We start from the raw sequence: 25,790 nt of genomic DNA, 5'->3' as shown, positions 1-25,790 counted from the left end.
ATAATATCTTGCTCACAGCATCGGTGAAATTTCAAATAAACCACATTAGATATTATATATAATATCTAATGTGGTTTTCGTTTAGGATGTGAAAAGGACTTTGGTTAGAGCTAAACTTACTTTACTTGCTACCCAATCTGCGAAGTCACGAGCTTTACCGAATAGTGGACTAATAGCTAGAAACACTAATACAGCAAATGGCAATAGTGAGAGCCATTGAGTAGGTGTCGTAGTTTGAAACTCGGTAGAATTACTGAAGTGAACAGGGAAATAGTTTTGTAAACGATAGCTCCATGTTACCCAGCCAAAAACCAGCAAAGTGCTATAAAAGACAAACCAAGTTACTATTTTGGATATCCTGTCAATTTTAGCTTTCAAGTGAGCCGTTTGCCTATTACTGGCATCAACTTTTTGGGAAAGTGCAGCTATCTCTCCTGATAATCCTACCACTTCTTGCTCCTTCTGAGCAACTCGATGTTGTTCTTCGATCAATAGTTCGGAGTTTTTATTCAATCTACTTTCTAACTCAGCTTTGGCTTCAAGTTCTGTTGCAACCTTGTTCTCTAGCTCATAATTGCTGCGCGCGAATCCCTTAGAACCTGCTCAACAGTCCCTTCTGCATAAGTTTCCGAATCATTCAGAGTAAGTTTGGTCAAAGCGCTCAGTGCTTCTGGATCACAACGCAGATACGTTATATCCTCTTCTCTAATATCTCCTTTCGCACGTAAAGCACTTATCTCAGCCAAGTATAGTTGCCATAAGTCTGGTGTTGGTTTCAATGCAGCCATTGCATCAGCAATAATTTGCTTGCGGGGTAGGCTAGTAAGAGTCACCGGATTTTTAAGGAATAGCCGTGTAACCAAAGCATCATGTTGCATGCACCATGATACTTCACCCGAAGCTCGGTAAGTCTGCTCCCTCATTACTTGGTCGGCAGCCTGAACTACGCGTGAATTAGTTGTAACGAACAACGCAACACAACGCTCAATTTGTTGGGGATGACGTCCTAGTCTGAGTCGATGTATAGATAGAACAGCAGCAACGTCATGCTCCTTAGCTGATTCACGCTTATAGTTCAATTTTGATTGAAATACTTCTTCAGCCTTAAGTTGGTCAAGCACCAAATGTGGCAAGTGCGGTGGTTCATCTTCTACTTCAATTCCAAGCTTGTTAAGTCTATCCTCCAAGCTGGCAGACAAAAGCTGGATATCAACAGGCTTATAACTAGTGGCCAATAGTTCCTCCCCTAACTCTTCGAAGCTTTGAAGTATTTTTTGACCACTTTGTAACCTAGTCTTTATAGAGTTCAATACACCTTGAATTTCCTCAAGCGTGCGAGAAAAGCACTTAATATTTACTCCTTCAGCTATCAGTGTCCTAACAAGTTCGATATAAGGCGCTTGTATGACAGAGCCGTATAATTCGAGAGTCCGCAAAATGAACGGAGTATCAAGGTATATGGACGTATTCTGCCACGGCAATTTTATTTTACTCTGGTCTTCATAATGTAGCATAGAAGACATCATACTGCCTTGGACTGCCGAAAGGAGGTAGTCGAAACCTACTGGATCTTTAGCGTCTAAGTATTTAATAAATTCACCAGCCAAGTAGCTATCAGAATCCTCGGCACTATGGCTATGACGTGAAGGGACTAAAGTATCACTCCCATACTCGCGAATGAAGTCATATAGTATTTGCTCTCCTTTTTCTGTGCTTATACTATGCTTCAATTCGGACTGAACGAAATCAGCAAATTTTTGAAGCAGCGCATCTAATTTTCGCTTTGCTTCAGCACGGTCATGCTCAATTGTTAGATTAGCAACACTACCGTTCAATCGTTGGTAAACTTTATTAGTCTTCTTAAGATAGCCTGCAGCTACGCCTCTTTCTAATAGAACTCTAACTACCCCTTGAGGCACATTTAGACCGAACGTGCTCATAAAAAGTCCCCTAATTTCTGCTAAAGTCACCGTATCGTTACTGCATTTACGAATGCATTCCGCTAAGAATGGCACAAAGTTCTGCAGATAGTCTTGACCATTGCCATTTTGTACTCGAAGGATAGCTAGGCTTGATAAAATATCTGAATAAGATGAAGATGTTGTTTTTGATTCCATGATAATTCTAAGTTTAAATTCTGAAATTCAGAACAGTAATAAATTATTTAGAGGCGTCTGTATCTACTGTTGGAGTAGCCGTTAACAGTAGCGGTTCCAATTCCTGCAGGCGGGCTTCCCAATGTTGCCAATCGGGTAGAAGACGGGTCTGGAGGTCGTAGAAAGGACGGTCGTGGCGGGGCTGGCGGAGGTGGGTCAGCTCGTGGATGATGATGTATTTAATGCAGGCGCGAGGGGTCTTGATTAAGGCCGGGTTGAGCTGAATGGTGTTGGTGCGAGCCACGTAGCTACCCCAGCGGCGGGGCATATGCAGCAAGCGCATAGTGGGGTGCTCTGCCACAGGAAACAGCAATGGAGGAAGCTGAGCCAGGATGCGGGCAAATACCTCTTCCAAGACTTGCTGTGCCTGCTCGCGGTACCAGCGCTCGACGAGGCGGCCGACGGCGGGACCATTGCGCGGGTCGCGAGTGGTGACTACTAGTTGGGGCGGATCCAGGCTAACGGCGCCCGGGAAGCCGGGCAGCACACGCAGGCGGTACTGACGGCCCAAGTGGTAGAGGGATTCGCCACTGCAATACTGGGGGGCCATAGCGGGAGTAGGAGTAGCGTTGGCGCGCTCTTGCTGCGTGAGTACCCAGGCAGCCCGCTTATGCACCAGCTCCGCAATTTCCTGGGCGGTGGCGGCCTGGGGGGCAACAACAGTCAGGCGGCCGTCGGGATGGACAGAGAGGGCCAGTGAACGGCGGGTACGTCGCTCCACGGTGTAAGGAATGAGGGCGGAGCCGAACTGCACCTGCCCCTGCTCGGACGTTGTTTTCATCAGTTGGCTTTGTAGTGGGCAATGGTGACTGACTCGAGCTGGCGCTCCAGGTCATCGAGGGTAGATTCAGCGAGCGTATTATCAAGGCGACGAAGCTCCCAGAGCTGGTCGCCGAGGGCCTGGCGGAGCTTGCGCAGGATGGCGCTGCCGGGTTTCTGCCAGTCGACGTAACGGGTGCCGTGGGCGTCGTGGACGGTGTCGAACATAACGGCTTCGGCCTGAGTGGCCCAGGTGGCCAGGTCGTCGGGGGCGACGTTGGACAAAGAGGGCGTAAGCAGGTCGAAGACGGCCGAAGCCACGGCGCGGCCGTGCAGGTGAGCTGGGCGGGTAGCGGGTGCGTGGTCGTGGAACTCCTCCCGAACCGCCATTATATGTTTCAGCAGCTCAGCGGCATCTAGGCGGTCCTGACGGTACTCAGCAATGGCGGCTTTGATGCGGTCGATAAACTCCTGGTAGCGGGCAGGATTCTCGTTAAGCTTCTCGGTGAGGGTACGGGTGAGCTGGGTGCCGATTTCGTAGGCTACCCCCTCCTCGCTATGCTCCTGCTCGACCCGCTCCACCACCAAGGCTGGGAAATCGGCGCTGAAGATGTTGATGCGCTCGATGACGGGTAGCATTTCGGTAGCAGAAACGTGGGTATCGAGCAGTTTCTGGATCTGAGGCTCAACGTGGCTGAAGTCGGGGGAGACGTCGTAGCGGCGCAGGACCAACGTGCGCAGGTTCTGGAAGAAGGTGAGGTCGTGCAGGTAGCTATCCACGGTTTCGGGCAGGGTGGACTGCAGATACTCGGCAGAGGACATGGCCCGGTGCAGCAGACGCTGGAAGGTGCGCAGGCGCTCGAAGAACAGGGGCCGCAGGGCCTCATCGGCAAGGAAGGACGTGTAAGCGGCCAAATCAGGCGTACCAAGCAGGGTCTGGAAAATTTCCTGCAGGTGGGCGCGGGCCTGGGGAAGCTGGTCTTTCACGGCTGCCCCAAGGGAAGCCAGCCGGATAGCCTCGTTCAGGTCGGTCTGCTCGTAGACCTCAAAATCGGGGTTGCCGAAGATTTTAAGGGCCAACTGGAGCTCTTCGGTGACGCCCTCGTAGTCGATAACGTAGCCAAACTCCTTGTTGGGGGCACAGCGGTTTACGCGGGCCACGGCCTGGAACAAGGTGTGCTCGCGCAAGCGCCGGCACAGGTAGAGTACCACGTTGATGGGGTTATCGAAGCCGGTGAGCAGCTTATCGACGGTGATGATGATATCGGGGGAGCCGGACGGCGCACGCCAGCCGTCTTTGAGGGTTTTTTCGTAGTTGGCCTCGGTGCCGAAGCGGTCCATCATGCGGCGCCAGAATACCTGCACCTCATCGGTGCTGGCGTCGTGCACGTCGTCGTTGCCTTCGCGGTCGTCGGGGCGGGAAATAAGCACTTCGGAGGTAACCAGGCCGATATCATCGAGGAAACCTTTGAAGCGGATGGCGGCCAGCTTGCTGGGGGCAGCCAACTGGCCTTTGAAGCCACTGCCCTTCCAGGTATCATCAAAGTGCAGGGATATATCGTAGGCCTTGGCGTAGAGCACCTGAGCGGCGTGGCTGAGGCGACTCTGCTGGCTGTACTTCTCGCGCAGGGTGGTTTGCTGCTCTTCGGGCAGGTGGGCAACTAAGCGTTTGAAGTAGTTATTCAGGGGGCCATCGTTGGTGCTGAAATCAGGCATGCGGCCTTCGTAGAGAATGGGCAGCACGGTACCGTCCTTTTCGGCATCGGTAATGGTGTAGCGATGAATCAGGCCGCCGAACTCGCGGGCAGTGTGCTTCTCGGCTTTGGTAAGGGGCGTGCCGGTGAAGCCCACGAACGCGGCCGTGGGCAGTGCCTGCTTCATGCGGGCATGGAGTCGGCCGTACTGGGAGCGGTGGCCCTCATCGACGAGCACAAACACGTTGGGACGGTTGAGGGGCGTGTTTTCGCGCTCCAGCACCTTGACGGCGGCCGTAAATTTGTGGATAAGCGTGGCCACGATGTCGGTGGAGTGCTCGTCCTGCAGCAGTCGGGCAAGCGTGGTGCCGGTACTGGCCGCCACCACCTCGCGGCCGCAGCGTTGGAAAGTGGCGTAAATCTGGTCGTCGAGCTCAACGCGGTCAGTCACCAGAATGATTTTGGCAGTGGGGATACGAACAGCCAGCAGCTGAGCGAGCATAACCATGGTAAGCGACTTACCGGAACCCTGGCTATGCCAGAGTACGCCGCCCTGGCCCTGCAAGGCCCGGTGCACGGTTTCGTGCACGCCGTAGAACTGCTGGTAGCGGGCCACGATTTTCTGGCCGCCGTCGAATACAATGAAGTTGCGAATGAGGTCGAGCAGGCGGGCGGGTTGGCAGACGGCGCTCAGCAGCATATCCTGCACGGTGAGGGTCCATTCGGCGGCGACGGTTGGCAGCAGCAGGGCGCGGCGCTCGGGGTTCTGACGCAGGGCTTGGTAGCCGGCGGGCAGGTTGAGGCTGTCGTTTTTGAGCTGCTGCCAGTGGGCTCGGCGGTCGGCGGCGTGGCGGGGGTCGTCTTCGGCACGGTCGCGCCAGGCGGCCCACAGCTCGGCGGGGGTGGCGGTGGTGCCGTAGCGGGGGGCGTGGCGGCCTTCTTCCTGGTCGGAATCGGAATCGCCGGCGACGGCCAGCAGCAGCTGAGCATAGAGGTAGAGTGGGCGGATACCGCCGGGCTGCTGCTGACGCAGGTGCTGGGAAATGGCCTGCTGGATGGGGTTTTTGAGGGTAGGCGCCTTACACTCGATAACGACCAGGGGAATGCCGTTGACGTACAGCACCACATCGGGGCGGTAGGTAGTGCCATCGTCCTCGCTCTCCTCCTCGTCGGCTTCAGCGCGGGTGGTACGCTGCACACTCAGCTCCTCGGTCACGCAGAAGTCGTTGCGGTCGACTTCGCGGGGGTTCCAGTTGAGGTAGTGGATGGTGTAGCTTTTCTTGTCGCCCTGAATGGTTTGTTCGACGGTGAAGCCCAGGGTGAGGCGGTCGTAGATTTCCTGGCTGGTGGCCACGTACCCTTTCTCAAGCGACGGGCGGCGCAGGGCCTCGATGGCAGCGCTGATGGCATCATCGGAAAACTCGTATTGCTGGCCGCGGTAGGTAAAGCGGTTGTGGGCTTTGAGCCAGGCGCGCAGGCGCTCGGGCAGCAGCACTTCGGCCAAGCGGTGGCCTCGCTCTTCCAGTACCTGCTGAGGCGTGAGGTAGGTGTAGCCCAGTTGCTGGAGCAGCAGCAGTGCGGGCAGCTGGCTGGCGGCGTCTTCGAGAGTGGAAGGAAGTATAGACATACGGGAGAGCGGGTTAGCGAATGAAAATGGGAAACTTCAGGTGCTGCGTGGGCACACTACCATGCTGGCTGGTGATTTTGCACTCCATGTAGTGATGCCCCACGTAGCTAGTACTGGTGGTTTTGTGCGCATACACTTTACCACCTAGTACATACTGCTGGCCTGTCGCCTTAGCGGCAGTAGCCTCCTTGCCCCGGTTGACAATACGCCACTCCACTACTTCCCAGGGCTGAGGCTCGTACCAACGCCCACCGCGGAACAGCTTGTAGGTGAGCGACCAGCTTTTAGGCATGGCCAGCGAGTTGGGACGGTAATGCATCAAATTCCCATGGTCGTTGGCCTCACAGCGCAGGTGGGAACGGTTCGGGTCGATATTGACGTCAATGGTCTTGCCATCAGTACCCAGTTTGGCGAAGTCGTAGGACAACAGAAATTTGCGCCAGTCGAAGATGTACTGATTGTAGATGGTGCCGTTGTAATTGAAGATGTAGCGGTCCGGCATTCCATCAGGTTTCAGGGCGTAGCGCCAGAATTCATCCGGCAGGTCCAGGGTTTCGCGCACGTTGCCACCAATCCGGATTTCATTGGTGCCCGCTGCCTGCTGGAGCTTCGCGGCCAGATCGGTGTGAAAACTGGTGGTGGTAAGCTCGGAGCGGCCAGGCAGACCGTAATGGCTCCAGATAACATCCTCGTCGGTGCCGTAGTCGATGCCGATGCGGATGGAAAGGGGCTTGATGCCATTGGCCTCGAATACCTCAGCCAACGTCTGAGAAACGAAGAGGGCCAGAACACTGGCCGCGTTCAGGGAATTGATGATGGAATCGGAGGGATTGTGGTTGGCCCGCACAAACTGTATAAAGGCAGCATCACCCTGCAGGCGGTGGACGTGGCCACCAAAGAAGCCCGCAATGTGAATACAGGCCGTCAGCAGCGTATCTTTAATCTGACGGACCTCGAGCGGAGAATACCTGGTGCTAAGGCGCGTAGAGCCTTTGATATCCACGAACATGGATACACAGTGATGGTAGCAGAATTCCTCATGGCCGACACTAGTGAAATCAGGATGGGCACCGATGCTGGGCTCAGCAAATGCCATCGGGTTCAGCCCGAACAGCTCTTCCAGCTGAGAGGTCTTGAAGTTTACCAGCGTTTTATCGCCCTGCAGGGGCTGTTGAAAGGCGGTAATACTCCGACGGCCTACACTACGACCTGTGTCGCTGAACGTGCGCGACTCTGTAAGCAACTTTCCGCCTGGGTGTGATTTGCTGAGGGCTATACCACCCTGATCGGTTGGCTCCTTGCGGAGAATGGTATTCAATTGAGCGGAATACTGCGACAAAAACTGACTCATATAAATAGGCTTAAAGGGTTAAAAATCAAGCGAAGTAGAAGCCCAGGAAGAGGATGGCCAGCAGAAACAGCTGGGCAAACAGCACCCGGCCGGCCCGACGCAGCCGGCGGTATTTTGCGGCCAGACCAGAACTCAAGTCATGAACCTGGTCGCAGTAGTCGCGGTGCAGCATATCGGGAGTGCACTGGGTAATATCCAAGTGAAATGCATCGCGCTGGCGGTGGGCAACGTGCTCAAAGTAGAGCAGCGACAACGGAGCAGCAGACGGCTGATTGTTAGCGGTAGCAGCTGTTGCTGCTTTGGGCCGGAACCACCGAACCCAGCGGCGGGGCTTTTTGGGCAGTGGTGAGAACGGGAAGGAGGCCCAGAGGATCAGCGCGATGCTGACGAGGCTTAGGGCAACGTACAGCCCGATGCCCATATCGAGCCACCAGGCAACCGATGGCACCGGTAGCGTGGATTGCAGGGGCTGTACAAAGTCTTTGTAGGCGACGACGGCAGCGCCCAGCACGAAGCTGTCGAAGGCCAGCCAGAAGTTTGCCTTGTTGTTGATAGCGTCGAAGTAACCATCGTAGCGGCCAATGTTGAACTGGAATAATTCCAGCTGGTCTTTGCTCGGCAAGCAGGCCGGCGGGTTAGCGGATTGGGGAGACGGGGTATTGCTCATACAGGAATAGGGAAATGGTGATAGGGAAAGGCTGTCGGCCGGGCAAAGCAGTGGCAGGCACCGGCCGACAAGCCGGATTAAATATCGGTTTTACAAAGGGTTAGGAAAGCCGCAGCTGGCCGGTCAGGAGCTGATGCAACAGGCCCCGCTTCTGCTCGCGCAGGGCGGCCAGCTTGTCTTCTTCAAGGCGTATTTCCTTAGTAGCCGTGTTCAGGACTTCGGCAATGGCCCGGCGTTCATCGGCTTCCGGAATTCTTACATCAAGCTCCATAAAGTCGCGGGCGCTTACATTCAATAAGCCGTGGTTGCGGGCTCCCTCCTGCGCGATGCGGGAAATACCACGGTTCAATATTCCTATTTCAAAGAAATGCTCGAAGAAGCCTCCGTCGTTGGTAATTGGCCTCATACAGATATAGAGAGGCGAAACGATGCCCTGGTCGTACTGCGTCAACGGCTTAATTACGCCCATTGGGTAACCTGCTGAGTAGCTTTTGTTGTAGGCAAAATCTCCCCGGTTAAGCAGATAGTAGGTGCTTACCTCCTCGCTGGCTATTGACTTATTAAAGTACCGCGTCTGGCTCACCAACCCTTGTTGAGCCGAGATAGTAAGCACATTGGTATTGCCTACAGCATTGCGAGTGGTCAGGCGAGCGAAGAATTCTGAAAGAATGGCGTTACGCCATTCCCCGGTAAAGCCTTCTAGCCTTTTAGTACCCGACATAAGCCTAAAGGCCACTTCCTTCTTCCGCTTGCGCAGCTGCTGCAGCTTGCGCGCCTGGAGTTTCAGGGCGTCATCCCAGGTAGTTATAGCTCCATTGATGAGCCGCTGCTGCTCAACCGGTGGCGTTGGTATCGGAAATGATTTAATCTGCTCAAAGTTCAGTCCCTGCCTACCGCCACCTGCTTGGTAACTGTCAATGAGCCTTTGTCCATAGCTGGAGCACAAGACCAAATTCAGATACTGAGGAGTGATTATTGCAGTCGGACGAATGATGCATACATGCTGATTCACATTGGCTTCACCAATTCCATGAGGCGCAACGCAGGAACGACCTATTGAAGCGCCGGTGATATTCAACAGTACATCACCGGCATACACCGCACTGGACGACATTTGCCGATGCTGTTTTTCTGAAATGAAAGCCACTTCTTTGATATCCAGCACTCCATCAAGCACATTCTGGCTTCTAATTAGCGGTATTCCACTAGCTTGATAAGACTCTTTTCCTCCTTTAGGAGTGACACCACTGCCAACTTTTGTAACAGCGTCGCGCAACTGAATCAGCTGCCAGCCTTCCGGCAAATCTTTCATTTGCATGCTATTACTTGCTGATGTTACCTAAAAACTCCTGCATGCGGCGACGCACGCCGGCCAACTCAGTTTCGATGGCATCCAGCTCTTCTTGCACGGCCGTCAGGTTTACTTCGGCCTGGGCCTCGAAGGTGTCGACATAGCGGGCGATGTTGAGGTTAAAGCCGTTCTGCTCGATTTCCTGCATGGTGGCGCGGTAGGCAAACTTGGCCTCCACTACCCCGGCTTCGGCTTTGGGCTGGTTGCGGAAGGCCACGACGGTGGCAGCAATACGCTCGATGTGTTCGGGCGTTATTACATTCTGGTTGCGGGTTTCCTGGTAGCACTGCGACGCGTCGATGAAGAGCACATCTGAAGTAGCACGCTGGCGGCGGAACATGAGAATGGCGGTAGGGATGGTGGTGCCATAGAACATGTTGCCGGGCAGGCCGATGATGGCTTCGAGGAGGCCTTCTTCGAGCAGCTGACGGCGGATGTGGCCTTCGGCGCTACCCCGGAACAAGACGCCGTGGGGTAGAATTACCCCTCCCCGACCGACGTCGGGCAACGAGGTCTGAATCATGTGCGAGAAGAAGGCGAAGTCGCCCTTGGACGTAGGCGGCACGCCGCGCCAGAAGCGCTTGTACCGGTCGCCGGCAGCGTTTTCCGCCCCCCACTTAGCGAGCGAAAATGGCGGGTTCGCCACGCAGACGTTGAAGCGCATGAGGGCATCGTTTTCGAGCAGCTGGGGGTCGTTGATGGTATCGCCCCACTTGATGTTGGCACCGTCGAAGCCATGCAGCATCATGTTCATGCGAGCCAGCGAGAAAGTACCGCCGTTGAGCTCCTGGCCGTAGAGCGAGAAGTTATCGGTGTTGTGGCGGTTCTTTACCTCTTGGCCGACGCGCATGAGCAGGGAGGCTGAACCGCAGGTAGGGTCGCAGATCCGGTCGCCGGGCTGAGGGTCGACGAGGCGAGCCAGCAGGCGCGAGACGGGTGCCGGCGTGTAGAATTCGCCCGCCTTCTTGCCGGCGTCGGAGGCGAAGTAGGCAATCAGGTATTCGTAGACGTCGCCGATAATGTCATCGGAGGCCAGGTGCGAAGGCGTGAGGTCAATGCCCTGGAAATCTTCAATGAGGCTTTTGAGGCGGCGTTTGCGCTCCTTCTCCTTGCCCATGATGGCTTCGGAGTTGAAGTCGATGCTGCGGAATACGCCGTCGAGGGCGGTACCATTGGCATCTTCGAGGGCCTGCAGGGCCACGTTGATGGTCTGGCCGATGTTGGGCTGGTCGTCGTTGCGGTGCTCGAACAGATACTCGTAGGTGGATTCTTCGGGCACCTGGAACCGCTCGTTACGCAGGGCGCGGCGGACGCGGGTGGCGGCGTCGGGGTCGGTAGCGTAGAGGGCCTCGTAGTGCTGGGTGCGCTCCTTCCAAAGGTCGGAGAGGTACTTGACGAAGAGGAAAGTCAGGATATAATCCTTGTAGAAACCCGGGTCGATGACGCCGCGGAACGAGTCGCAGGCGCGCCACACAGCGTTGAGGATTTTCTGTTTGTCGGAGCCTACGGCGGCGGTGTCGGGGGCGTCGCTGATCAGGGCAGCTGCTTCCTGGGCCTCGGCGGCGGCTTCGGGGTTGTGCTCGGTGAACAGGTCGGGGGCGGCGGCAGGCGCGGCGGTTTTCTTGGGGCGGGCCATATAGAAGGTTCGTTGAAAAGCAGGGAAAGAATGGTGGCCGAAGGCTAGGCCGTGATAAAGCGGGTGAGGGTGCCGAAAACCAGTTGCTCGCGGTGGGTGAGGTAGCTGATGGTAAGGGCCTTTTCGCGGAGCCAGAGGCGATGAAACTCTACGGCGCGGTGCTGCAGCGCCAAGGGCGGCAGCTCGGGCAGCTCGAGGGTGAGCAGACTCCGGCGGCTGAGGGTGGGAATGGTGGTGGTGGTAAACAGCGCCCAGAAGGTTTCGCGCATGGCGGGCATATTCAGTAGCAAGGTCAGGTACTCAGGAAGAAGCCGGGAATCCTCCACCGTCAGCACGAAGAAGCTGGTGGAAGCCAGAGCCGGCAGCCAGTCGGACTGCACGCAGGCGGCGAAGAGGCGGGCGCCCTTGGCCGTCAGCAGCACCTGGCCCGGGCGAAGTAGGTGTTTATCGGCGGCAGGCGGCAGGCTGGTGAGCTGGTTGCGGAAAGGCGGTAGCGGCACACCATCGTCGGAGAAGTCGGAAAGCTGGAGCAGTTGCACGGGCTTAGGCACCGGTAGATAGTCGGCGTCGGGAAGGGTGCTGACCTGGAGACCCGAGGCAATGTTGACGAGTTGGCTTAGCTGCATATTCCATGATTCGTGGCGGTATGTTCCCGAATCTGTAGCAAATATACAGTCATATTCTCTATTTTGTTTATTATTAAATTGAATTTATTTTCTGTAAAATATATTTTATGATCATGTAGAAACATATTTCTACATATCAGCATGCAACAAAAAGGCCTTTTCTGCAATAGAAAGGGCCTTTTTGCTTTCAGACTCCATTAGCTACCGGATGACCTGCCGCTTTAGAAGTTTCTTTACTTCCAGGAGCTTGGTATCGGAATCGTTACCCTTAAGACCGGATTGGCTGCCGAGAGTAGCTTCCAGGATGGGGCTCTCATACTGTTGCACCAAAGTGGACAGGGCAACCGAATCAAATTGCTCTTTGAGCAAAGCCAAGCTGCCGCGCCGTGGCAACTGCGGTTTGTCAAAAACCGCAGTTGCCACCGTGGGCTCAGCCGGTGTAGTACGCACCTTGCGTTGACGGGCGCGCTCCAGCCACCTGGCTACCCGCTCCTGGGCTGCCTGACTAGGGTTTTCATCCGGGAAATATCCGCCACCGTAATCTGCCCGGTAGTACCCCAATGCATCATACGAAGCCTTTGCATTGTAGCTAGTGTTGTATTCCGTCATCTCCTCTCCTAGTTCAGAAAAGATTAAAGCAGAGTCTTCTTTATCAGCCTTCCAATCGGCTTTAGCAGGTATAGTGGCATCTTCGAACTGGATTTTCTCGTGTATCTCGTCGCCGATTCGGACCGAAACCCAATACCCAAATCGGCGCAGAGCTCCGGTGGTATGCTCTTCACTCAAGGCTGCAATAAGTGGTAGGCGGGTTCCTATCCTAGAGACTAACCGACGTTCACCAAAGGCAATTTCGTAGGTGGCGGGGTCGGTGGGGGAAATAATGCCCTGATTATGAATAGTAGCTGTGAACCGACGTACGGGGCCACCATCCAAGTCGAGGGCCTGAATAGCCAACTGGGCATTGTCGTTGCTCAGGGCGCTGCTGAGTGCGGCAAACTGAGCATACTCCTTGGGATCATTGCCAGCCAGAAGAATAACCTGCTGGGCTAGGTCGGTGAGCTCCTGGGAATGCCATGACACTGGTAGCACGTACACACTGCCTTCAGTTTCGTCGGGAGGAAGTTCCTGCAGACGCTTATAATTATTAATCTGCGAAGGGTCGAATCGACGGCTGTTGGAGTCAGCCCGAATGCTTTGCAAGTAATCCAGAGCTTGGGTATAGATGGCATCACCCTGTTGGCAGGGAATGACCAGAGATGCTTCGCGGTTGATGCCTTTCAGGGCCTGCTTGGTAAAGTTGTGGCTACCCACCCACAGTTCAGCATCTCCTCCAGGCAGGTCGAAGAGCAGCATTTTTGTGTGGAGCAGATGGCGCTCCAGGTAGGCATCGGGACGTTTAGGGCGCAGTTCCTTGAAGAAAAGAAACATATTAGCCCCTGCCTGATGGAAAAGGTTCAGGTTGTCGATATTAGTGGGCAAGTGGATATCGGCCACGCAAAACGACTCTCTTTTACTCAGAAGACCGCTCAGACTAGGAAGGAGGTTGGGGCCGATACTCCAGAAACAGACAGAGCTATACAGCGCTTCCGCGCGACGGATAGTATCTTCTAGTTCGGCCAGCACGGACCGTTTGTAAGGGTCAGAAGGCAATAAAGTTGGATGCACAGTAACACAATTGATTGTGGCTGCCAAACTTCTGCTTTTGTTGGCATATCTGCATCACTCTTGAAAGTTTCTCCGTCAAAACAAATGCCTTTATGGCATTCTAGGAACAGGTGTTCCTAGAACGCCACACGCTGACATTGCAAACTGTTATCCTATCTGAAGAGGCAGTCTCACATTTCGCGGTCGTTGCTCCGTGGCCTGTCCTGTTCTATCTGCCACCGCTGGTTGTTGGCTTTCATCTGTTTATTTAGGAGCACTCTGAATTCCTGATTGTTTGGCTTTATTTCCAAACTGCTGAATTTGTGTTCGCTACCAGCCAGCTGGAATATTAATTCGCCTTCTTTCGGGTATTGAACACTGATTCCTTTCCGCTTGACTGCTTCTATGAAGTGGTGTACCTGGTAAATGTTAGGGTTCTGACTTAACAGTTGTTCCACTACCTGTTCCACTCGACGCCGTTCCCTTTCCTGATTGTTAGCCTTAGTTTCGCGTTCTAATACTTCCTGCTGGATCTTATCAGCCGCTTGCTGAGCCGCTGCCCGAGTCCGTTCTTCCTGAGCTTGCTGCTCAGCTAGGCGAGCTTGTTCTGCCAGAGCCTGTTGCTCCACTATACGGGCTAGACGGGCCTGTTCAGCCTGTGCCGCAATCTGTCTTGCCTGCTCTTCTTGCGCAGCGGCCTGACGGGCTTTTTCCGCCGTTTGTCGAGCCTGCTCTGCATCGAGCTGAGCCAGTCGTTCCGCTCCGCCTGCGAAAGCACGCAGCCGATTCTCCAGTTCCTCGTTTTGAGCTGCTTGTTTCGGTATCACGTCGTAGCGAAGCGTAGCTACCCGCCCATAATCGCCCTTTTTCTCGGCTTGATCGGATTCTTCACCTAATTTGACCAGTTGCTCCCGGCTAGCCTTCACCTGCTGCATGTCTTGGTCAAGAAGCTTATTGCCGCGTTCAACTAAATCCGATGGGGCCGGTTCCCCGCCAGCCAGTTGCTTAGCTAGAATATCAAACTTGGCCTCCAGTGACTCCGCCCGATCAGCGTGTGCCTGTTTCAGCGCCTCAGACGTGTGTAACTGCTTTTGCAAGCCTCGCACCTGGCCTTTAGCCGCTGCATTCTCCTGGGCCTGTTTTAGCACCTCCTCGGCCCGTTGATTAGCGGCCTCTCGTGCCTTCTCAGCTGCCTCTGTCCTTTGGTTCGCCGCTTCCACTTGCGGGCGAGCCTCTTCGTTGACTCGCTGACTTTGCTCCTGCGCCCATTTGGCCGGGTCCAGCTGTACTCGACCTGGTGTCTCCACCGTAATCGGCTTGTACACAACAGGCCCTGAGTTTAGTCCGACAATGGCTTGCCCAGCCTCTTGTCCAGTCTGTACCTGTTGCCCATACATACTCTTCATGTCCTTGCGCTGAGCTTTGCTATTCTTGACGCCTCGCTCCATCCCATGTACTTCCATCGCCTCGGCGTAGGCGGTCTGGTATCCTCGCAAGGTGACGGGGTTAAATAGATCCTTTGCTGATAGGCGCCCATCCGGTGTAATGGGCACGATGATCGCATGAAAGTGAGGGGTCTTTTCGTCCTGGTGTAGGTTACACGACACCACGTTCTTTTCCCCAAACGTCTTCTTGAGAAAATCCACAACATCGTGTGCCCATGGACTATTTGAGTAATCTTCGGCCCGATCATTTTTGTCTCGACGAAACGCCTCTGGGCTCCCCGTCAAGATGACTTCCATTCCGAGCACAGCATCTGGTTTCACCTTCCGCGTAACGGCTTCTGCAATCCGCTCATGGATTAGCTCACTATACCCACGTCCACCTGTTTCAATGAATTCCCGGTTCGGATGTGGAGCTTCCTTATCTGCGTTCTCTACTTGGTGCTGACGGTAATTATGGCCAGTGGCTAGGTTGATTTGCTTGGAAGTTTTGAGCTTCTCCCAGCGCATGATTGCGTAGGCCATAGAACAAGGATAAGGGGCGGTTAGGATAAGGGAAGTCTAGTCTACCCCGAAGGGCGCACGGCCAATTTTACACCAAGCTGGCTTGGTGTAAAATTGGTATCGTGTGTGATACCAAAAGAACGATTTGGTAGAACGACCCGCGACTGACTACTCAGGCCAAGCTACGACGTTTTCTGAACCGCCCCAAACTACTCTCTACTTTCTCCACTGCCCTTCGCTGGAACACCTTGGAAATCCAGCGCCTAACCAAGTGTTTCCTCTTGCTGGATATTGAGCATTGTGATGGCTTACACTTTATAAGCTCAGCTTGTGTAACCACTCTCACCAATGATTTTATCTAGGCGAAACAAGCTGGAACTATGGCTCCAAACTGATAGCTAGATTACTTATGATACTGTGAGCAAAGACAGTTCAGAATCGAATTTTAGAATAAGACGTGGCTTAAGTGAGAATAAACAATTTAGTAGCAAGGCAACTTGGCACAATGAATAGCTTTTTGCAGATGTGATTGAATAGTTCGTTTATCACTCACTTCAAACTGTACAATTTCATTAAGCATTAACAAGTGTGAAAATTAGCTCATAGTTGGCTCCTTACTGCGTTGAACTGGAAAAACGGACTGGACAAAATTGCCCACTTAAATGCAGTAAAGAGCGATTGATGGTAGCTCTTCACTTACATGATTTCACTTCATTGACCTGTCACTTGGGAAGACAGATATTTCACTGATGCCTTAACCAGGGCTTCACTGTTATTGGGCTTTGCCCTTCCGGATTTTATCCTTCCGCTTTTCCTCGAGTTGTCGAATATGAGCAGGCCGGGGAGTTAGACTAATCCCAGCAAACAGCATATCGAGTGCATCATGTAAGGCTTGCTTCTGAGTGTAGTCGTACTCTCCAGTGATCCGGCGAGTATGTACGTAGTCCTTCAGTTGATCTAGGTATCGGTCACTGATAATAAATGTTTGACGGACATCCACTTCATTCATCACTGCCCCTGTAACATCCGCCACGTTATTCCTTTCAACAACATCAATATCAGTAACACTAGCATTATTTATATTACTAGTGTTACTTATGTTCTTATTGTTACTCGTGGAGGCCTTTGGGAAATTAGATTCACCAGAATCTATCGTTGTTAAATGGTCCTCTTCCAGGAAGTCTAGAAAATCTCTTTCAGAAGCAGGTTTTGGGTCTTCAACTGATTGTTTAGGCACTGATTGTTTAAATGACTTAGCCATGAGGAATCGAGTCTTTTGTTGTTAGAATTTCTTGCACCAACGCTTTATAATCAGCAGCTCCGGCACTGGTTGGGGCATAGCTAAAAATGTCTTTCCCTAAATGAGGAGCTTCACCTAAGCCGATAGTCTCACGGATTCTACTTGTTAGCACTAAGTCAGGATACTTCTCTCGGATGGTCTCAGCAGTTTCTCGCAGTAGTATTTTACGAGTATCAAACCGAGTAAAAAATATCCCTCCCACTGTGAGTGAAGGATTCACTCGGCGCTTCACTCGGCCCACCATCTCCAATACTTTCTCTAGCCCATCTGTCGCATACAATTGGGCCTCCAGAGGAATGTAGATCAAATCAGCACAGGCATAGGCGTTAAGTGTAATCAGGCCTAGAGCAGGTGGGCAGTCCAGCAGAATGTAATCGCAACGTTCCTTTAATTTTTCTAACAGGTCTTTGAGAAGAAACTCTCGATCCAGTTCGTCTCCCTTCACCTTTTCGAAACTGGAGATTGTAGGAGAGCCAGCTACCAAGCCTAAATTGTGGAGTAAAGGGTAAACCTTAAGTGGATACTCTTTCAGCAAAGCACCATAGACATTCAGCTTAAGATCGCGTTGTCCCAGCCCGTGCGTGAGATTACACTGTGGATCCAAATCGACTAAGACAACCCGATGGCCTTCTTGAGCCAAGCCGGCACCAATATTAACGGTGGATGTAGTTTTACCTACTCCTCCTTTTTGGTTGGTAAATGCGATAATCTTGCCCATGAGGCAAATATATAAGATTATGTGTAACACTTGTATTCATTGTATTACTGATATTGTTAATGTTACTAGTGTTACTAGTGTTACTCAAAGAAATATGACTAGCACATATTATTCGTTCATCTGAGTGTAGATGATTCAGTTTAGTTAGTGTGTACGATATGTATCTGCATCAGTCAACAGTGAAGCTCTCACTATGCATAGGACCTACAGATTTGCCATCCAAAAAGCATGTCTGCTACGCTGATGTTTCTTTCGTGAAATAATTCAGTGGTAACACTGGTGCGTTCACTCCACTGCGCAGGCTTCTTTAGTCCCTGCTTCCAACAGTCTGCCTGATGGTGTGTGCTTTTCTTACTTCACCAATCAATTCCTGGCGCTCCTTGACCGTAGCTCCGCAGGGACCTCTGCTACGGGGCACATACCTAGCTCCTCACTGCTCTCCCATGAAGCGATACAAGAAGACACCCCCAATAACAGTTGAGAAGCAGGAAAGCTTCTTAGACAAGCATTTCAGCTCGGTGGTGGTACTGACCTTGGGCCTGTTAACGACCCTGGCAGGACAATTCTCCGGCCTCTTTGACGTCAAGAAGAAGGAACTGGAAGTGGAAAAAGCCTCTCTGGAACTGAAAAACGAGAGGCTAGCCTTGGAAATAAACCGGTTTGAAGATCAAAAAAGACTGATTCAAACCCAACTAGTCCAGAAAAGAGATTCCCTTATCAGAACCACGAAATCAATAACGCAGCTATCCACGAAACTAGCGTCCATCACGAGCCAGTACCGCAAGACCCAAGGCGACTACCTAAAAGTCCAACGGCAATACACCACCACCAACCAAGCTTTCACTAAGCTTAAAAAGGAATACGATACCCCGATCATCACCATCACCGGTGAATACATCCCAAACGAACGAGGCGCTATAGGCATCACGCTTAAAAATCAAGGCACGGGCCCCATATTAATTGACGAATACATCGTGTACACCGCCACCAGCAGCATGGTGGTTAACGATCGGCAAAAAGGCTCAGACATGGTATACATGCTGTTTGGCGAGTACAGCGACCATTTCACATACTACTACTGCGCAGACTATTGCCCCATGTCTCCCGGTGACAAAAAGATATTAGTCGGCATCAACCCGACCGTTTACACCATCGACGACCAACGCAAGCTGACGAACGTCCAGCGGACGGCGTGTCTAGGAAGTGTTAACAATCGCGCAACCAGAGGACAGTTGCTGCGAGGTGAATAAACGCCAGAAAATGCCTGTCTAACTTGTCGTAGCGCGTGGCTACGCGGCGAAACTGCTTGAGGCGGCTGAACAGCCGTTCGACCAGGTGCCGCTGGGCGTAACGGGCCGCGTCGTAGGCCCGCGGGTGGCGGCGCTTGCGCCGGGGCGGAATCACGGCGCAGGTGCCGCGGCCGGCGAGGGCGGCCACCAGGTACGCCGGGGCCAGTCCCTCGAGCAACGGCAAGGCCTGCGGCGCGTCGTGGCGGTGGCCGGCGCTCAGGCGGCAGCGCACGGGCCGGCCGCGGGCATCGGCGGCCACGTGCAGCTTGCACGTCAGCCCGCCGCGGCTGCGGCCGAGGGCCTGCGGTCCGTTTTTTTGCGCGCGCCGCTCGCGTGCTGGTGCACCCGCACCGTAGTGGAATCAACCAAGAGCGTATGCAGGGCGGCTTCGTCCTGCACGGCGTCGAACACGCGTTGCCACACGCCCGAGGCGGCCCAGCGCTGGAAGCGGGTGTACGTCGTGTGCCAGTTGCCCCGCTCCTGGGGCAGGGCCCGCCACCGCGCCCCGTTGCGGGCCAGCCAGAGCACCGCTTCCACGAACTGGCGGTTGTCGCGCCCGCGCCCACCGCTCGTGCCCGGCCGCCCCGGCAACAGTGGCGCAATCCGCGCCCATTGTGCATCGGTGAGCATCGTTTCCATGCCCCAAATTAATACCCACTGTTAACAAGTCCTAGTTATCAAGTATCACAGTCCATCTGGCAAAGCTGGAAAACCGGTGTACTTCGGCAACACGTCCTTGATTCGGTAGCCCCATCCCTGCCCAACGCTCATACGCCTTCCACATGGCTCAGTAGCTGCCGTTAGTGTAACAGGAAGGCACCTACCCGGCTTGACCGTAGTACTCAACCATTTGCTTGGCGGCGTACACGCACCTTTAGTGTGCAGTACCTCCACGAGTAAAAGCCTTACATCCGCCTCGGCGACTTGATGTACCGCCCCTGTCCATGCTGTTGTGTGGTCCTTATTGTTCCTTCATTCAACTAATCTTACTACATATGAAAAACTTCTATCCCTCTGTAGTATTGTGGGTGGCGGCCTTAATTATGCCCTCCTGCAAAGCATTCCGATAGTACCACGACATCGCGTGTACATATGCTTGGGATGCCTTCTACGATGTGATTAGATGACTTATGAAAAGTGGTTTTTCACTTATACTTGTGACAAGGCGCGCCATAGAATAATAGTTTAATTTTTAATTAGAATAGTGCAATCACATTATGTATTTAGGGTCATCTTGTTGTGTTTTTTGTTTGTTTTTTGGACGTAACAACGAATAAGTATGTGAATAGGCAGAAAAATGAAAAACCACGTTTTATAAGCTCAATCAGTCCTTAAAAGCTTTTTTTAGAGGTACTTCACAAATTTGTGGAAACTTACTTATATTATACTATTTGCAGCATGGCATAAATCGTTAGCAATCAATAGTTTATAAAGGTTAAAAACCACGTTTTATAAGTTAAAAACCACGTTTTATAAGTTAAAAACCACGTTTTATAAGTTAAAAACCACGTTTTATAAGTTAAAAAACCACGTTTTATAAGTTAAAAACCACGTTTATAATTAACAGTGGTTTTTACGCCGTATTATTACTATCTTTGGTTGCATTCTTAGCCTATTCCGATGAAGTCAGAACAAATCACCTTAAGTCCTTCAATCCGGCAACATAATATTATCACTACGGCTCGCTATGACTATACAGCTTGTCAACTGGATATTCTTTTCTATGTGTTGGCACAACTAAAAAAGAAGGATAAACCGAATACTCTTTACTCTATCCAAGTCAAAGAGATAGAGGATAAGACAGGTCGTATGTGGAATTATCAGCAGCTGCGGGATGCAACTGCTGATATGGGTTCCCGGATGTTCGAAGTAGAAAGCGAACAGAGCTACAAGCAGATCTGGATGTTTCAGAAGGTAGAATACATAAAGGGCAAAGGATCTATTGAAGTTGAGCTTTCGAATCACATCCGTCCGTTTCTATACGAATTGAAGGAAAACTTCACTTCATATCAGCTACAATCAGCTCTCAAGCTTACCAGCAAGTATGCTAAGCGTATTTATCAGTTAGCTAGCCAATGGAAGGATATTGGGGAAACGAAATTCTATGGCATAGATGAGTTTAAATACATGCTCATGCTGAAGGACCCTATAGGAAAGGAGCCAGAGCAGTTCCAGAACATCAGTCAATTAAAAGCTCGTGTACTGGATTTGGCAGTAAGCCAAATCAATGAGCACACAGACTTACATATCAGTTACGAGCTCTACAAGACGGGACGTGCTTTCTCAGATCTTCGTTTTTTTGTCCGCAAACAAACCTCTAAACAACTTGCAGTCCCTTTTTTCATCAAATCAGATGAGACGAATGAGCAAGATTCCAATAAGCTAACGATAGCCCGACAGCACTTAGCAACACTGGGTATAACTCAACCATCTCTCGTCGAACAAATCCTGAAAGAGAAGCTTGACGAACTGTTTAATTTCATGTACAAGCTAAAGACTGATAAAGTGAAAGCAGACCGCAATCCAGGGGGATTGTTCTTGAAAATTCAAGGTTTAATTTGAAGTGGACTGCCTATAAACTAATAAATTCTAGTATTACCCATGCTACAGGTGTTACTTGTGTTATTGATATCATAGGTGTTACTGCTGTCAATTATGTAATGTTGAAGTTAATGAGGTCGCGTAGATCGATCTCTAAACCTTCAGCTAGGCACACTAGCATATCTAGGGTAGGGGAGGCTTGCGCAGTTTCAATCCGGTACACGGTCTTCTTCGTGACGTTTGCTCGGTCAGCCAGTTCTTGCTGGCTCCAGCCCCGCTGCTCACGCAGTACACGCAGATGCAGCCCAAATACCTGGCTGTGGATGGGTTTTTTCACCCATGCAAGCTCAAAGCAGATTATGGCCGATCTGTGGACGTATAAGTCTACAGAACACGAGAAAGTAGGTATGTTTGACGACAAGTTTGTCTTATACCTGCTTGTTTTCTCATGGCTACCTCAAACTCTGATAATTCGCTATACCAGGACGTATCATACGCACAAGCCTCTCAAGCGCAACATACTCAAGCACTACGTACGTTGGTAAATCATTGGCGAGAGAGCTTTCCTCAAGTTTCTGAGCTGCACTGGTGGCAAGCGTATCATCACTGTCAACCGGGTTTGTGGATTATAGATGGCGAGTTAGCGCCTGAACCCGATATGACCACCCAGATTATCGCGTGGATAACGCTCTTGCATGGTCCCGCAACAGATGAGCAGGACCGATACGCTCCAGCTAGTATTCACTTGGCCCGCCAACTAAATAACCTCCCTAGACTAGTCGAACAGGTCCTGACTACTCACAAGGAAGGCACTACGCCCCAAGCCGCAGAAGCGTATCTACAGGTATTGCGCCGCTTACTTTGCCAAGACCTCATTGCCGCACACTTGCGGACAGGAGGAACGTTTCCAGAACCAGGGTGGCAACAAGACACTCAACCCATATCTTCTTCTCAACAGGAAGTATTCGCTTGGTTACCAGACCGAACAGAAGAACTTGTGGCTCTGCAGTGGGAATCGTTACGCGACTGGCTTAACCAGAAACAGAATCCATTGCGGTCATGGCATATCGGCAGCTTTAGTCATCACCTGAGATGGACTTCTGCTTTAATACAGCAAATCTTCTATGGTCCCAAAGAGCCGGCACAGCATCCTGAGCTTTTTACACTTGAACGTTTGACTCGCTTGCAGGCAGTACTGCTACACCACCGTTTTTCTCTTCCCCAACTGCCTTTATAACGCTTGGCAACCATTAATTATATGAGTGGAACGAAAGGGTGGTGATGCCACTACCATATCACCAGAACCGCAAAAAGGGTCTAGATAGTATTGATTGCTCTTCACATGCTGACTTCTAGCCGCCGACTTACTCTACCTCTTCACGAGTCCAGGTAATAGAGTACACTACTTTCTTCGGCCTGGTCGGAGCCGGTGCAGTCGTCGTTGGTGGTTGATGTTCTAACCGATACTTCGTTTCCTCCGCCATGGAGGGAGCGTAGTAGGTGGCTCCGGCTAGCGCAAGGCCACAGAGCAAGGTAACAATCAAGCCAAGGAGGAGGAACAGGTGCTTTCGCTTCATAGAAATAAGAGGAGCTTACACGCCGTAATAGACACAAAAAAAATTGCATCAAGAGGCGAGGCATTGAATAGTGGTATACCCACTGGGTAACCATAGTTGGGTCATCGAGGTAATAACCTCGGCTCATGCAGCACCTCGCTACTTCTTCCGGCTGACCACGATTTCCCTACTCCAGGAGAGCGTGTGCACCACCTTCTGAGGAGTCGGCTTCACAGGAAGAGTCGATGTACTCGCGGGGTTGAATGTTCGGTAAATCCGGACGCAGGTGTAGAGAATACCTGCGCAGGCCGAGATGATGCCGAGGAGTTGAAGCAGTAAAGCGTAATCCATGGTGCTGAATGAGTTTTGAATTGGCAAAGTCAGTAACCCCGATGCTAGGCGGGCGTTAGTTGGTGTTGATCAATAAAAGCTGCTTGAGCAAGGCGGAAGACGAGACGATAAACTTCATATCAGGGTTGGGTTGTGGTGCTTCGTGGGGGTACTACTAAGTTACCTCTCTGTCGAATGTGATTGTCTGCTGAAGCTCTGAGAACCCAGGGGAGCATTTGTCTGATCAACGACAGCTCTTTGTCCTGAAAGAGAAACTGTTTGGCGTTTTACTTCTTAAGGGGCATAAAGACAAGAGGTCAGTCGAGTGAACTAGTATACCCATAAGGCAAACCCGTTCGTCTTGCGCCACTTTTCTAAGAACTACCTACCTGTATTCGACCTGACCAGGTAAGCGGTGGGCTCTAGGTTCATGCCCCTTAGAGCCACACACTTTAGAAAAGGGAGAAGGCTGGTTTTGTGACAGATTTATTTAAGAAAAGAGCCTCACTACCACATGGTAGTGAGGCTCTTTTTATGAAAAAGCAGCTTGTGATAGCTATTCTATTTCAGTACCTTGAAAGTAAGAAGCCCTTCTTTTTCAAGGCTTTGACAATACGTTTTATCCTTACCAACTACTTGTTATCATGGGTATCAAACCTGGTCCAAAACCTAAAAAAGAAGATGGCACTCCGGACAGAAGAAGACGGGTTACGGAGGAAAACCGGCCAAAACACCCCAGTTTAAAGCCACACAAGCATACGCAAGGCGATTGACCATTAAATGGCAATCATACTCCGTCCATTACGCAAGAACCCGCGCATCAACTTCTGAAAGTTGGTGCGCGGGTTCTTGACTTTTACTGATCAGCATAAGCTGACTCACTTGCCAATGTCACTGCTATACCTCGGCTTTTATTTTCCCCAACTGCCCCTTTAATGAATAGAATGGTATTAGTAACGACAGTAGCTGATTAGTACTCCTAAAAACAGTTGTACTATGGTGCACGACAGCCGGTAGTGAGCAATTCTACAACCCTGATAAAAAGAGCGGGCTGCTTTCTTCGAGCGGTGTTCTTTACTCTTAGTAGTATGCAGGATATCCTTCTTTTTCTTGGCTTATGCGGCGGGGCCCTCGTCCTCTACATTTTACTGATAACGCTACTGCCGCGCTACCTGCCCGCTACGGTGGTAGAGCGTCCGCTACAATGGGCGTACCAGGCAAGCGGAGCCTTGATCCTGCTGGCTATGCTCGGGAGTTGGAGCCCGTGGGAGTTGCGCATTCGCTACCCTGCAGCGTTCTCTCTGCTCATCGTCGGTTGCGGTCTGCTGGGGGGAATGTGGGCCCAGCTGGCCGTCGGTTCGGGAAGGGCTTGGGCCCAGGCCCACGCCTGGCTCACCCCCTTCCTGGTCCCTTTTCTGATCGGGTGGCTAACCCTGCGCGACAACGAGAACGAGGTCGTCTATCAGGACGAGCGGGTCCGCATTGAGTTGGAGACGTGGACCGGCATGCTCAGCGAAACCACCAACACCCGACTTACCCTGTATCAAACCCGTGCGTTACTTTTTGAGCAGCGCATGGGTAACTTACACGCAGGCCTTTTGGGGCCAGGCGCCAACAGAAACGTGGACCTCTCTACCAAGCAGGGGTGGGCGATGATTCACCGGGTGAAAGTTAATACCGATTCCCTGCGAGGGGTAGCGCAGACGCAAACGGGAGAGTACCCGTTTGTAATTACCAACCCTAAGAGCGGGGAGCGTTTACCACCAGCACCGGCGGCTGCACCTATCAAGGCCCTGCCGCCGCCGGTAGACGATAACTACGTCTACAACTTCGTGGAAGAAATGCCGCACCTGCCGGGTAGCCACGGGAAAATGCCCATTGAACAGGCGATTCTCTCCCGGCTGGTGTTGCCCCGCGATGGTAAGGAAGGGCGGGTATTTCTACGGCTGGAGGTGGATACAGTAGGTAACGTACGGAACCTGCACATTGACAGAGGACTGAACGCGAATACAGATTCGGCCGTGCTGGCGGCGGCCAGGCACCTACCGCGTCTGATTCCGGGCCGGCAACATGGCCGGCCGGTGATTGTCCGGCTGATTTTAGGGGATCTACTAGTAACCAAGCCCAAAGTCAGACGAGACAAAACAAGGAGGCCATAGCAAATTAATCCCACCGTCACAGGTAGAGCTTGCTGTTATACAACTGCACACTGTCTTATTTACTTAATTCCCAATAGTGTAAAACTCTAAAGTAACGGCCTGTGCGTAGCGCTATGCCTCTCTGGCACTATTCTTTACTAATGTCTTTACTTAATCTATGAACGGCCAGCATTTAAGGGGGGTGTTGACACGTAAGAACCTAGGCAATACGATAATCATTGTTGTAGCTGTGCTCTTAAATCTGGGCTGCTGGTATGTGCCATGGAAAATCCCTGGTCTGCGACGGCTGTATGAGTATGAACCTGAAAATGTTTCCCGTCTGATGCTCTCTATCAAACCCTGGGTGGTGAGTTGGCTGAAAAACCCTACTGATTACTACTATACTGACTGGCAACTGCTTGTGTACGCGCTTGGGCTCGGGTTTCTGATCAATTTGCTGG

20 protein-coding genes are annotated in these 25,790 nt (G+C 52.0%); 5 read left to right on the top strand and 15 right to left on the bottom strand.

Going from position 1 to position 25,790, the window contains the following annotated elements; translation table 11 throughout:
- Positions 1 to 81 precede the first annotated feature (81 nt).
- From J0X19_RS23905 to J0X19_RS23845, 13 genes are all read right to left on the bottom strand, one after another.
- Positions 82 to 492, bottom strand: a complete 411-nt coding sequence (locus J0X19_RS23905; RefSeq protein ID WP_206986943.1) for a hypothetical protein — start codon at positions 490 to 492, stop codon at positions 82 to 84.
- A 71-nt stretch (positions 493 to 563) separates the two neighbouring features.
- A complete protein-coding gene (locus J0X19_RS23900) occupies positions 564 to 2,117 on the bottom strand; it encodes a hypothetical protein (protein WP_206986942.1) in 1,554 nt (517 codons plus the stop codon).
- Between the two features lie 43 nt (positions 2,118 to 2,160).
- On the bottom strand, positions 2,161 to 2,937 hold the full coding sequence (locus J0X19_RS23895; protein WP_206986941.1) for a M48 family metallopeptidase: 777 nt from the start codon (positions 2,935 to 2,937) through the stop codon (positions 2,161 to 2,163).
- Positions 2,937 to 6,236: a type I restriction endonuclease subunit R gene (locus J0X19_RS23890; protein WP_206986940.1), complete on the bottom strand. Its 3,300-nt coding sequence runs from the start codon at positions 6,234 to 6,236 to the stop codon at positions 2,937 to 2,939. Before J0X19_RS23890 ends, J0X19_RS23895 begins: the two co-directional genes overlap by 1 nt.
- Positions 6,237 to 6,249: 13 nt before the next feature.
- A complete protein-coding gene (locus J0X19_RS23885) occupies positions 6,250 to 7,587 on the bottom strand; it encodes a nucleotide-binding domain-containing protein (RefSeq protein WP_206986939.1) in 1,338 nt (445 codons plus the stop codon).
- Between the two features lie 25 nt (positions 7,588 to 7,612).
- Positions 7,613 to 8,254: a Pycsar system effector family protein gene (locus tag J0X19_RS23880; protein WP_206986938.1), complete on the bottom strand. Its 642-nt coding sequence runs from the start codon at positions 8,252 to 8,254 to the stop codon at positions 7,613 to 7,615.
- A gap of 100 nt (positions 8,255 to 8,354) precedes the next feature.
- Complete coding sequence (locus J0X19_RS23875) at positions 8,355 to 9,572, bottom strand: restriction endonuclease subunit S (RefSeq protein WP_206986937.1); 1,218 nt, start codon at positions 9,570 to 9,572, stop codon at positions 8,355 to 8,357.
- A 4-nt stretch (positions 9,573 to 9,576) separates the two neighbouring features.
- The gene (locus J0X19_RS23870; RefSeq protein WP_206986936.1) at positions 9,577 to 11,241 is read right to left on the bottom strand and encodes a type I restriction-modification system subunit M; all 1,665 of its coding nucleotides are present in this window, start codon (positions 11,239 to 11,241) and stop codon (positions 9,577 to 9,579) included.
- A 44-nt stretch (positions 11,242 to 11,285) separates the two neighbouring features.
- A complete protein-coding gene (locus J0X19_RS23865) occupies positions 11,286 to 11,867 on the bottom strand; it encodes a hypothetical protein (protein ID WP_206986935.1) in 582 nt (193 codons plus the stop codon).
- A 201-nt stretch (positions 11,868 to 12,068) separates the two neighbouring features.
- Positions 12,069 to 13,532: a phospholipase D-like domain-containing protein gene (locus J0X19_RS23860; protein ID WP_206986934.1), complete on the bottom strand. Its 1,464-nt coding sequence runs from the start codon at positions 13,530 to 13,532 to the stop codon at positions 12,069 to 12,071.
- A 170-nt stretch (positions 13,533 to 13,702) separates the two neighbouring features.
- The gene (mobV, locus tag J0X19_RS23855) at positions 13,703 to 15,478 is read right to left on the bottom strand and encodes a MobV family relaxase (RefSeq protein ID WP_206986933.1); all 1,776 of its coding nucleotides are present in this window, start codon (positions 15,476 to 15,478) and stop codon (positions 13,703 to 13,705) included.
- 751 nt (positions 15,479 to 16,229) lie between these two features.
- Positions 16,230 to 16,718 carry a hypothetical protein gene (locus tag J0X19_RS23850; RefSeq protein ID WP_206986932.1) on the bottom strand — a complete coding sequence of 163 codons (489 nt, stop codon included), beginning with the start codon at positions 16,716 to 16,718 and terminating at the stop codon, positions 16,230 to 16,232.
- Positions 16,711 to 17,475, bottom strand: coding sequence for a ParA family protein (locus J0X19_RS23845; RefSeq protein ID WP_206986931.1), 765 nt, complete (start codon positions 17,473 to 17,475; stop codon positions 16,711 to 16,713). The genes J0X19_RS23850 and J0X19_RS23845 overlap by 8 nt, the downstream gene beginning before the upstream one ends.
- 443 nt (positions 17,476 to 17,918) lie before the next feature.
- On the opposite strand from J0X19_RS23845, the gene J0X19_RS23840 reads away from it, so the two are divergent.
- On the top strand, positions 17,919 to 18,725 hold the full coding sequence (locus J0X19_RS23840; protein ID WP_206986930.1) for a hypothetical protein: 807 nt from the start codon (positions 17,919 to 17,921) through the stop codon (positions 18,723 to 18,725).
- Here J0X19_RS23840 and J0X19_RS23835 read toward each other — a convergent pair.
- Positions 18,682 to 19,403, bottom strand: a protein-coding gene (locus J0X19_RS23835; protein WP_242583376.1) for an IS5 family transposase whose coding sequence is annotated in 2 segments (ribosomal slippage) — positions 18,682 to 19,070 and positions 19,070 to 19,403 — 723 coding nt in all. Because the reading frame shifts where the segments join, the coding sequence is not laid out codon by codon here. The two genes, J0X19_RS23840 and J0X19_RS23835, sit on opposite strands and share 44 nt — an antisense overlap.
- Before the next feature lie 981 nt (positions 19,404 to 20,384).
- On the opposite strand from J0X19_RS23835, the gene J0X19_RS23830 reads away from it, so the two are divergent.
- Entirely contained in the window at positions 20,385 to 21,326 is a 942-nt protein-coding gene (locus tag J0X19_RS23830) for a replication initiation protein (protein WP_206986929.1), read from the top strand.
- Positions 21,327 to 21,417: 91 nt separating this feature from the next.
- Here the strand turns inward: J0X19_RS23830 and J0X19_RS23825 are convergent, their stop codons facing one another.
- The gene (locus tag J0X19_RS23825; RefSeq protein ID WP_206986928.1) at positions 21,418 to 21,642 is read right to left on the bottom strand and encodes a helix-turn-helix domain-containing protein; all 225 of its coding nucleotides are present in this window, start codon (positions 21,640 to 21,642) and stop codon (positions 21,418 to 21,420) included.
- 111 nt (positions 21,643 to 21,753) lie between these two features.
- Between J0X19_RS23825 and J0X19_RS23820 the strand changes: the two genes are divergently transcribed.
- The 3 genes from J0X19_RS23820 to J0X19_RS23810 all read left to right on the top strand — a co-directional run.
- Positions 21,754 to 22,542, top strand: a complete 789-nt coding sequence (locus J0X19_RS23820) for a hypothetical protein (protein ID WP_206986927.1) — start codon at positions 21,754 to 21,756, stop codon at positions 22,540 to 22,542.
- A gap of 1,737 nt (positions 22,543 to 24,279) precedes the next feature.
- A complete protein-coding gene (locus tag J0X19_RS23815) occupies positions 24,280 to 25,350 on the top strand; it encodes an energy transducer TonB (protein ID WP_206986926.1) in 1,071 nt (356 codons plus the stop codon).
- A gap of 157 nt (positions 25,351 to 25,507) precedes the next feature.
- Positions 25,508 to 25,790 (top strand): hypothetical protein (locus J0X19_RS23810; RefSeq protein ID WP_206986925.1); only part of this gene is annotated, 283 nt, incomplete at its 3' end.

Source organism: Hymenobacter telluris (assembly GCF_017313265.1).
Lineage (GTDB): Bacteria > Bacteroidota > Bacteroidia > Cytophagales > Hymenobacteraceae > Hymenobacter > Hymenobacter telluris.
Note: the sequence above shows the minus strand (reverse complement) of the source record. Positions and strands in the feature narration are given on the sequence as shown.

Coding starts and splice junctions, on each gene's coding strand:
- J0X19_RS23880 (WP_206986938.1), bottom strand. CDS start 8,254: ATGAGCAATACCCCGTCTCCCCAATCCGCTAACCCGCCGGCCTGCTTG.
- J0X19_RS23900 (WP_206986942.1), bottom strand. CDS start 2,117: ATGGAATCAAAAACAACATCTTCATCTTATTCAGATATTTTATCAAGC.
- J0X19_RS23885 (WP_206986939.1), bottom strand. CDS start 7,587: ATGAGTCAGTTTTTGTCGCAGTATTCCGCTCAATTGAATACCATTCTC.
- J0X19_RS23890 (WP_206986940.1), bottom strand. CDS start 6,236: ATGTCTATACTTCCTTCCACTCTCGAAGACGCCGCCAGCCAGCTGCCC.
- J0X19_RS23815 (WP_206986926.1), top strand. CDS start 24,280: ATGCAGGATATCCTTCTTTTTCTTGGCTTATGCGGCGGGGCCCTCGTC.
- J0X19_RS23830 (WP_206986929.1), top strand. CDS start 20,385: ATGAAGTCAGAACAAATCACCTTAAGTCCTTCAATCCGGCAACATAAT.
- J0X19_RS23845 (WP_206986931.1), bottom strand. CDS start 17,475: ATGGGCAAGATTATCGCATTTACCAACCAAAAAGGAGGAGTAGGTAAA.
- J0X19_RS23865 (WP_206986935.1), bottom strand. CDS start 11,867: ATGCAGCTAAGCCAACTCGTCAACATTGCCTCGGGTCTCCAGGTCAGC.
- J0X19_RS23840 (WP_206986930.1), top strand. CDS start 17,919: ATGAAGCGATACAAGAAGACACCCCCAATAACAGTTGAGAAGCAGGAA.
- J0X19_RS23820 (WP_206986927.1), top strand. CDS start 21,754: ATGGCTACCTCAAACTCTGATAATTCGCTATACCAGGACGTATCATAC.
- J0X19_RS23870 (WP_206986936.1), bottom strand. CDS start 11,241: ATGGCCCGCCCCAAGAAAACCGCCGCGCCTGCCGCCGCCCCCGACCTG.
- mobV (WP_206986933.1), bottom strand. CDS start 15,478: ATGGCCTACGCAATCATGCGCTGGGAGAAGCTCAAAACTTCCAAGCAA.
- J0X19_RS23850 (WP_206986932.1), bottom strand. CDS start 16,718: ATGGCTAAGTCATTTAAACAATCAGTGCCTAAACAATCAGTTGAAGAC.
- J0X19_RS23895 (WP_206986941.1), bottom strand. CDS start 2,937: ATGAAAACAACGTCCGAGCAGGGGCAGGTGCAGTTCGGCTCCGCCCTC.
- J0X19_RS23875 (WP_206986937.1), bottom strand. CDS start 9,572: ATGCAAATGAAAGATTTGCCGGAAGGCTGGCAGCTGATTCAGTTGCGC.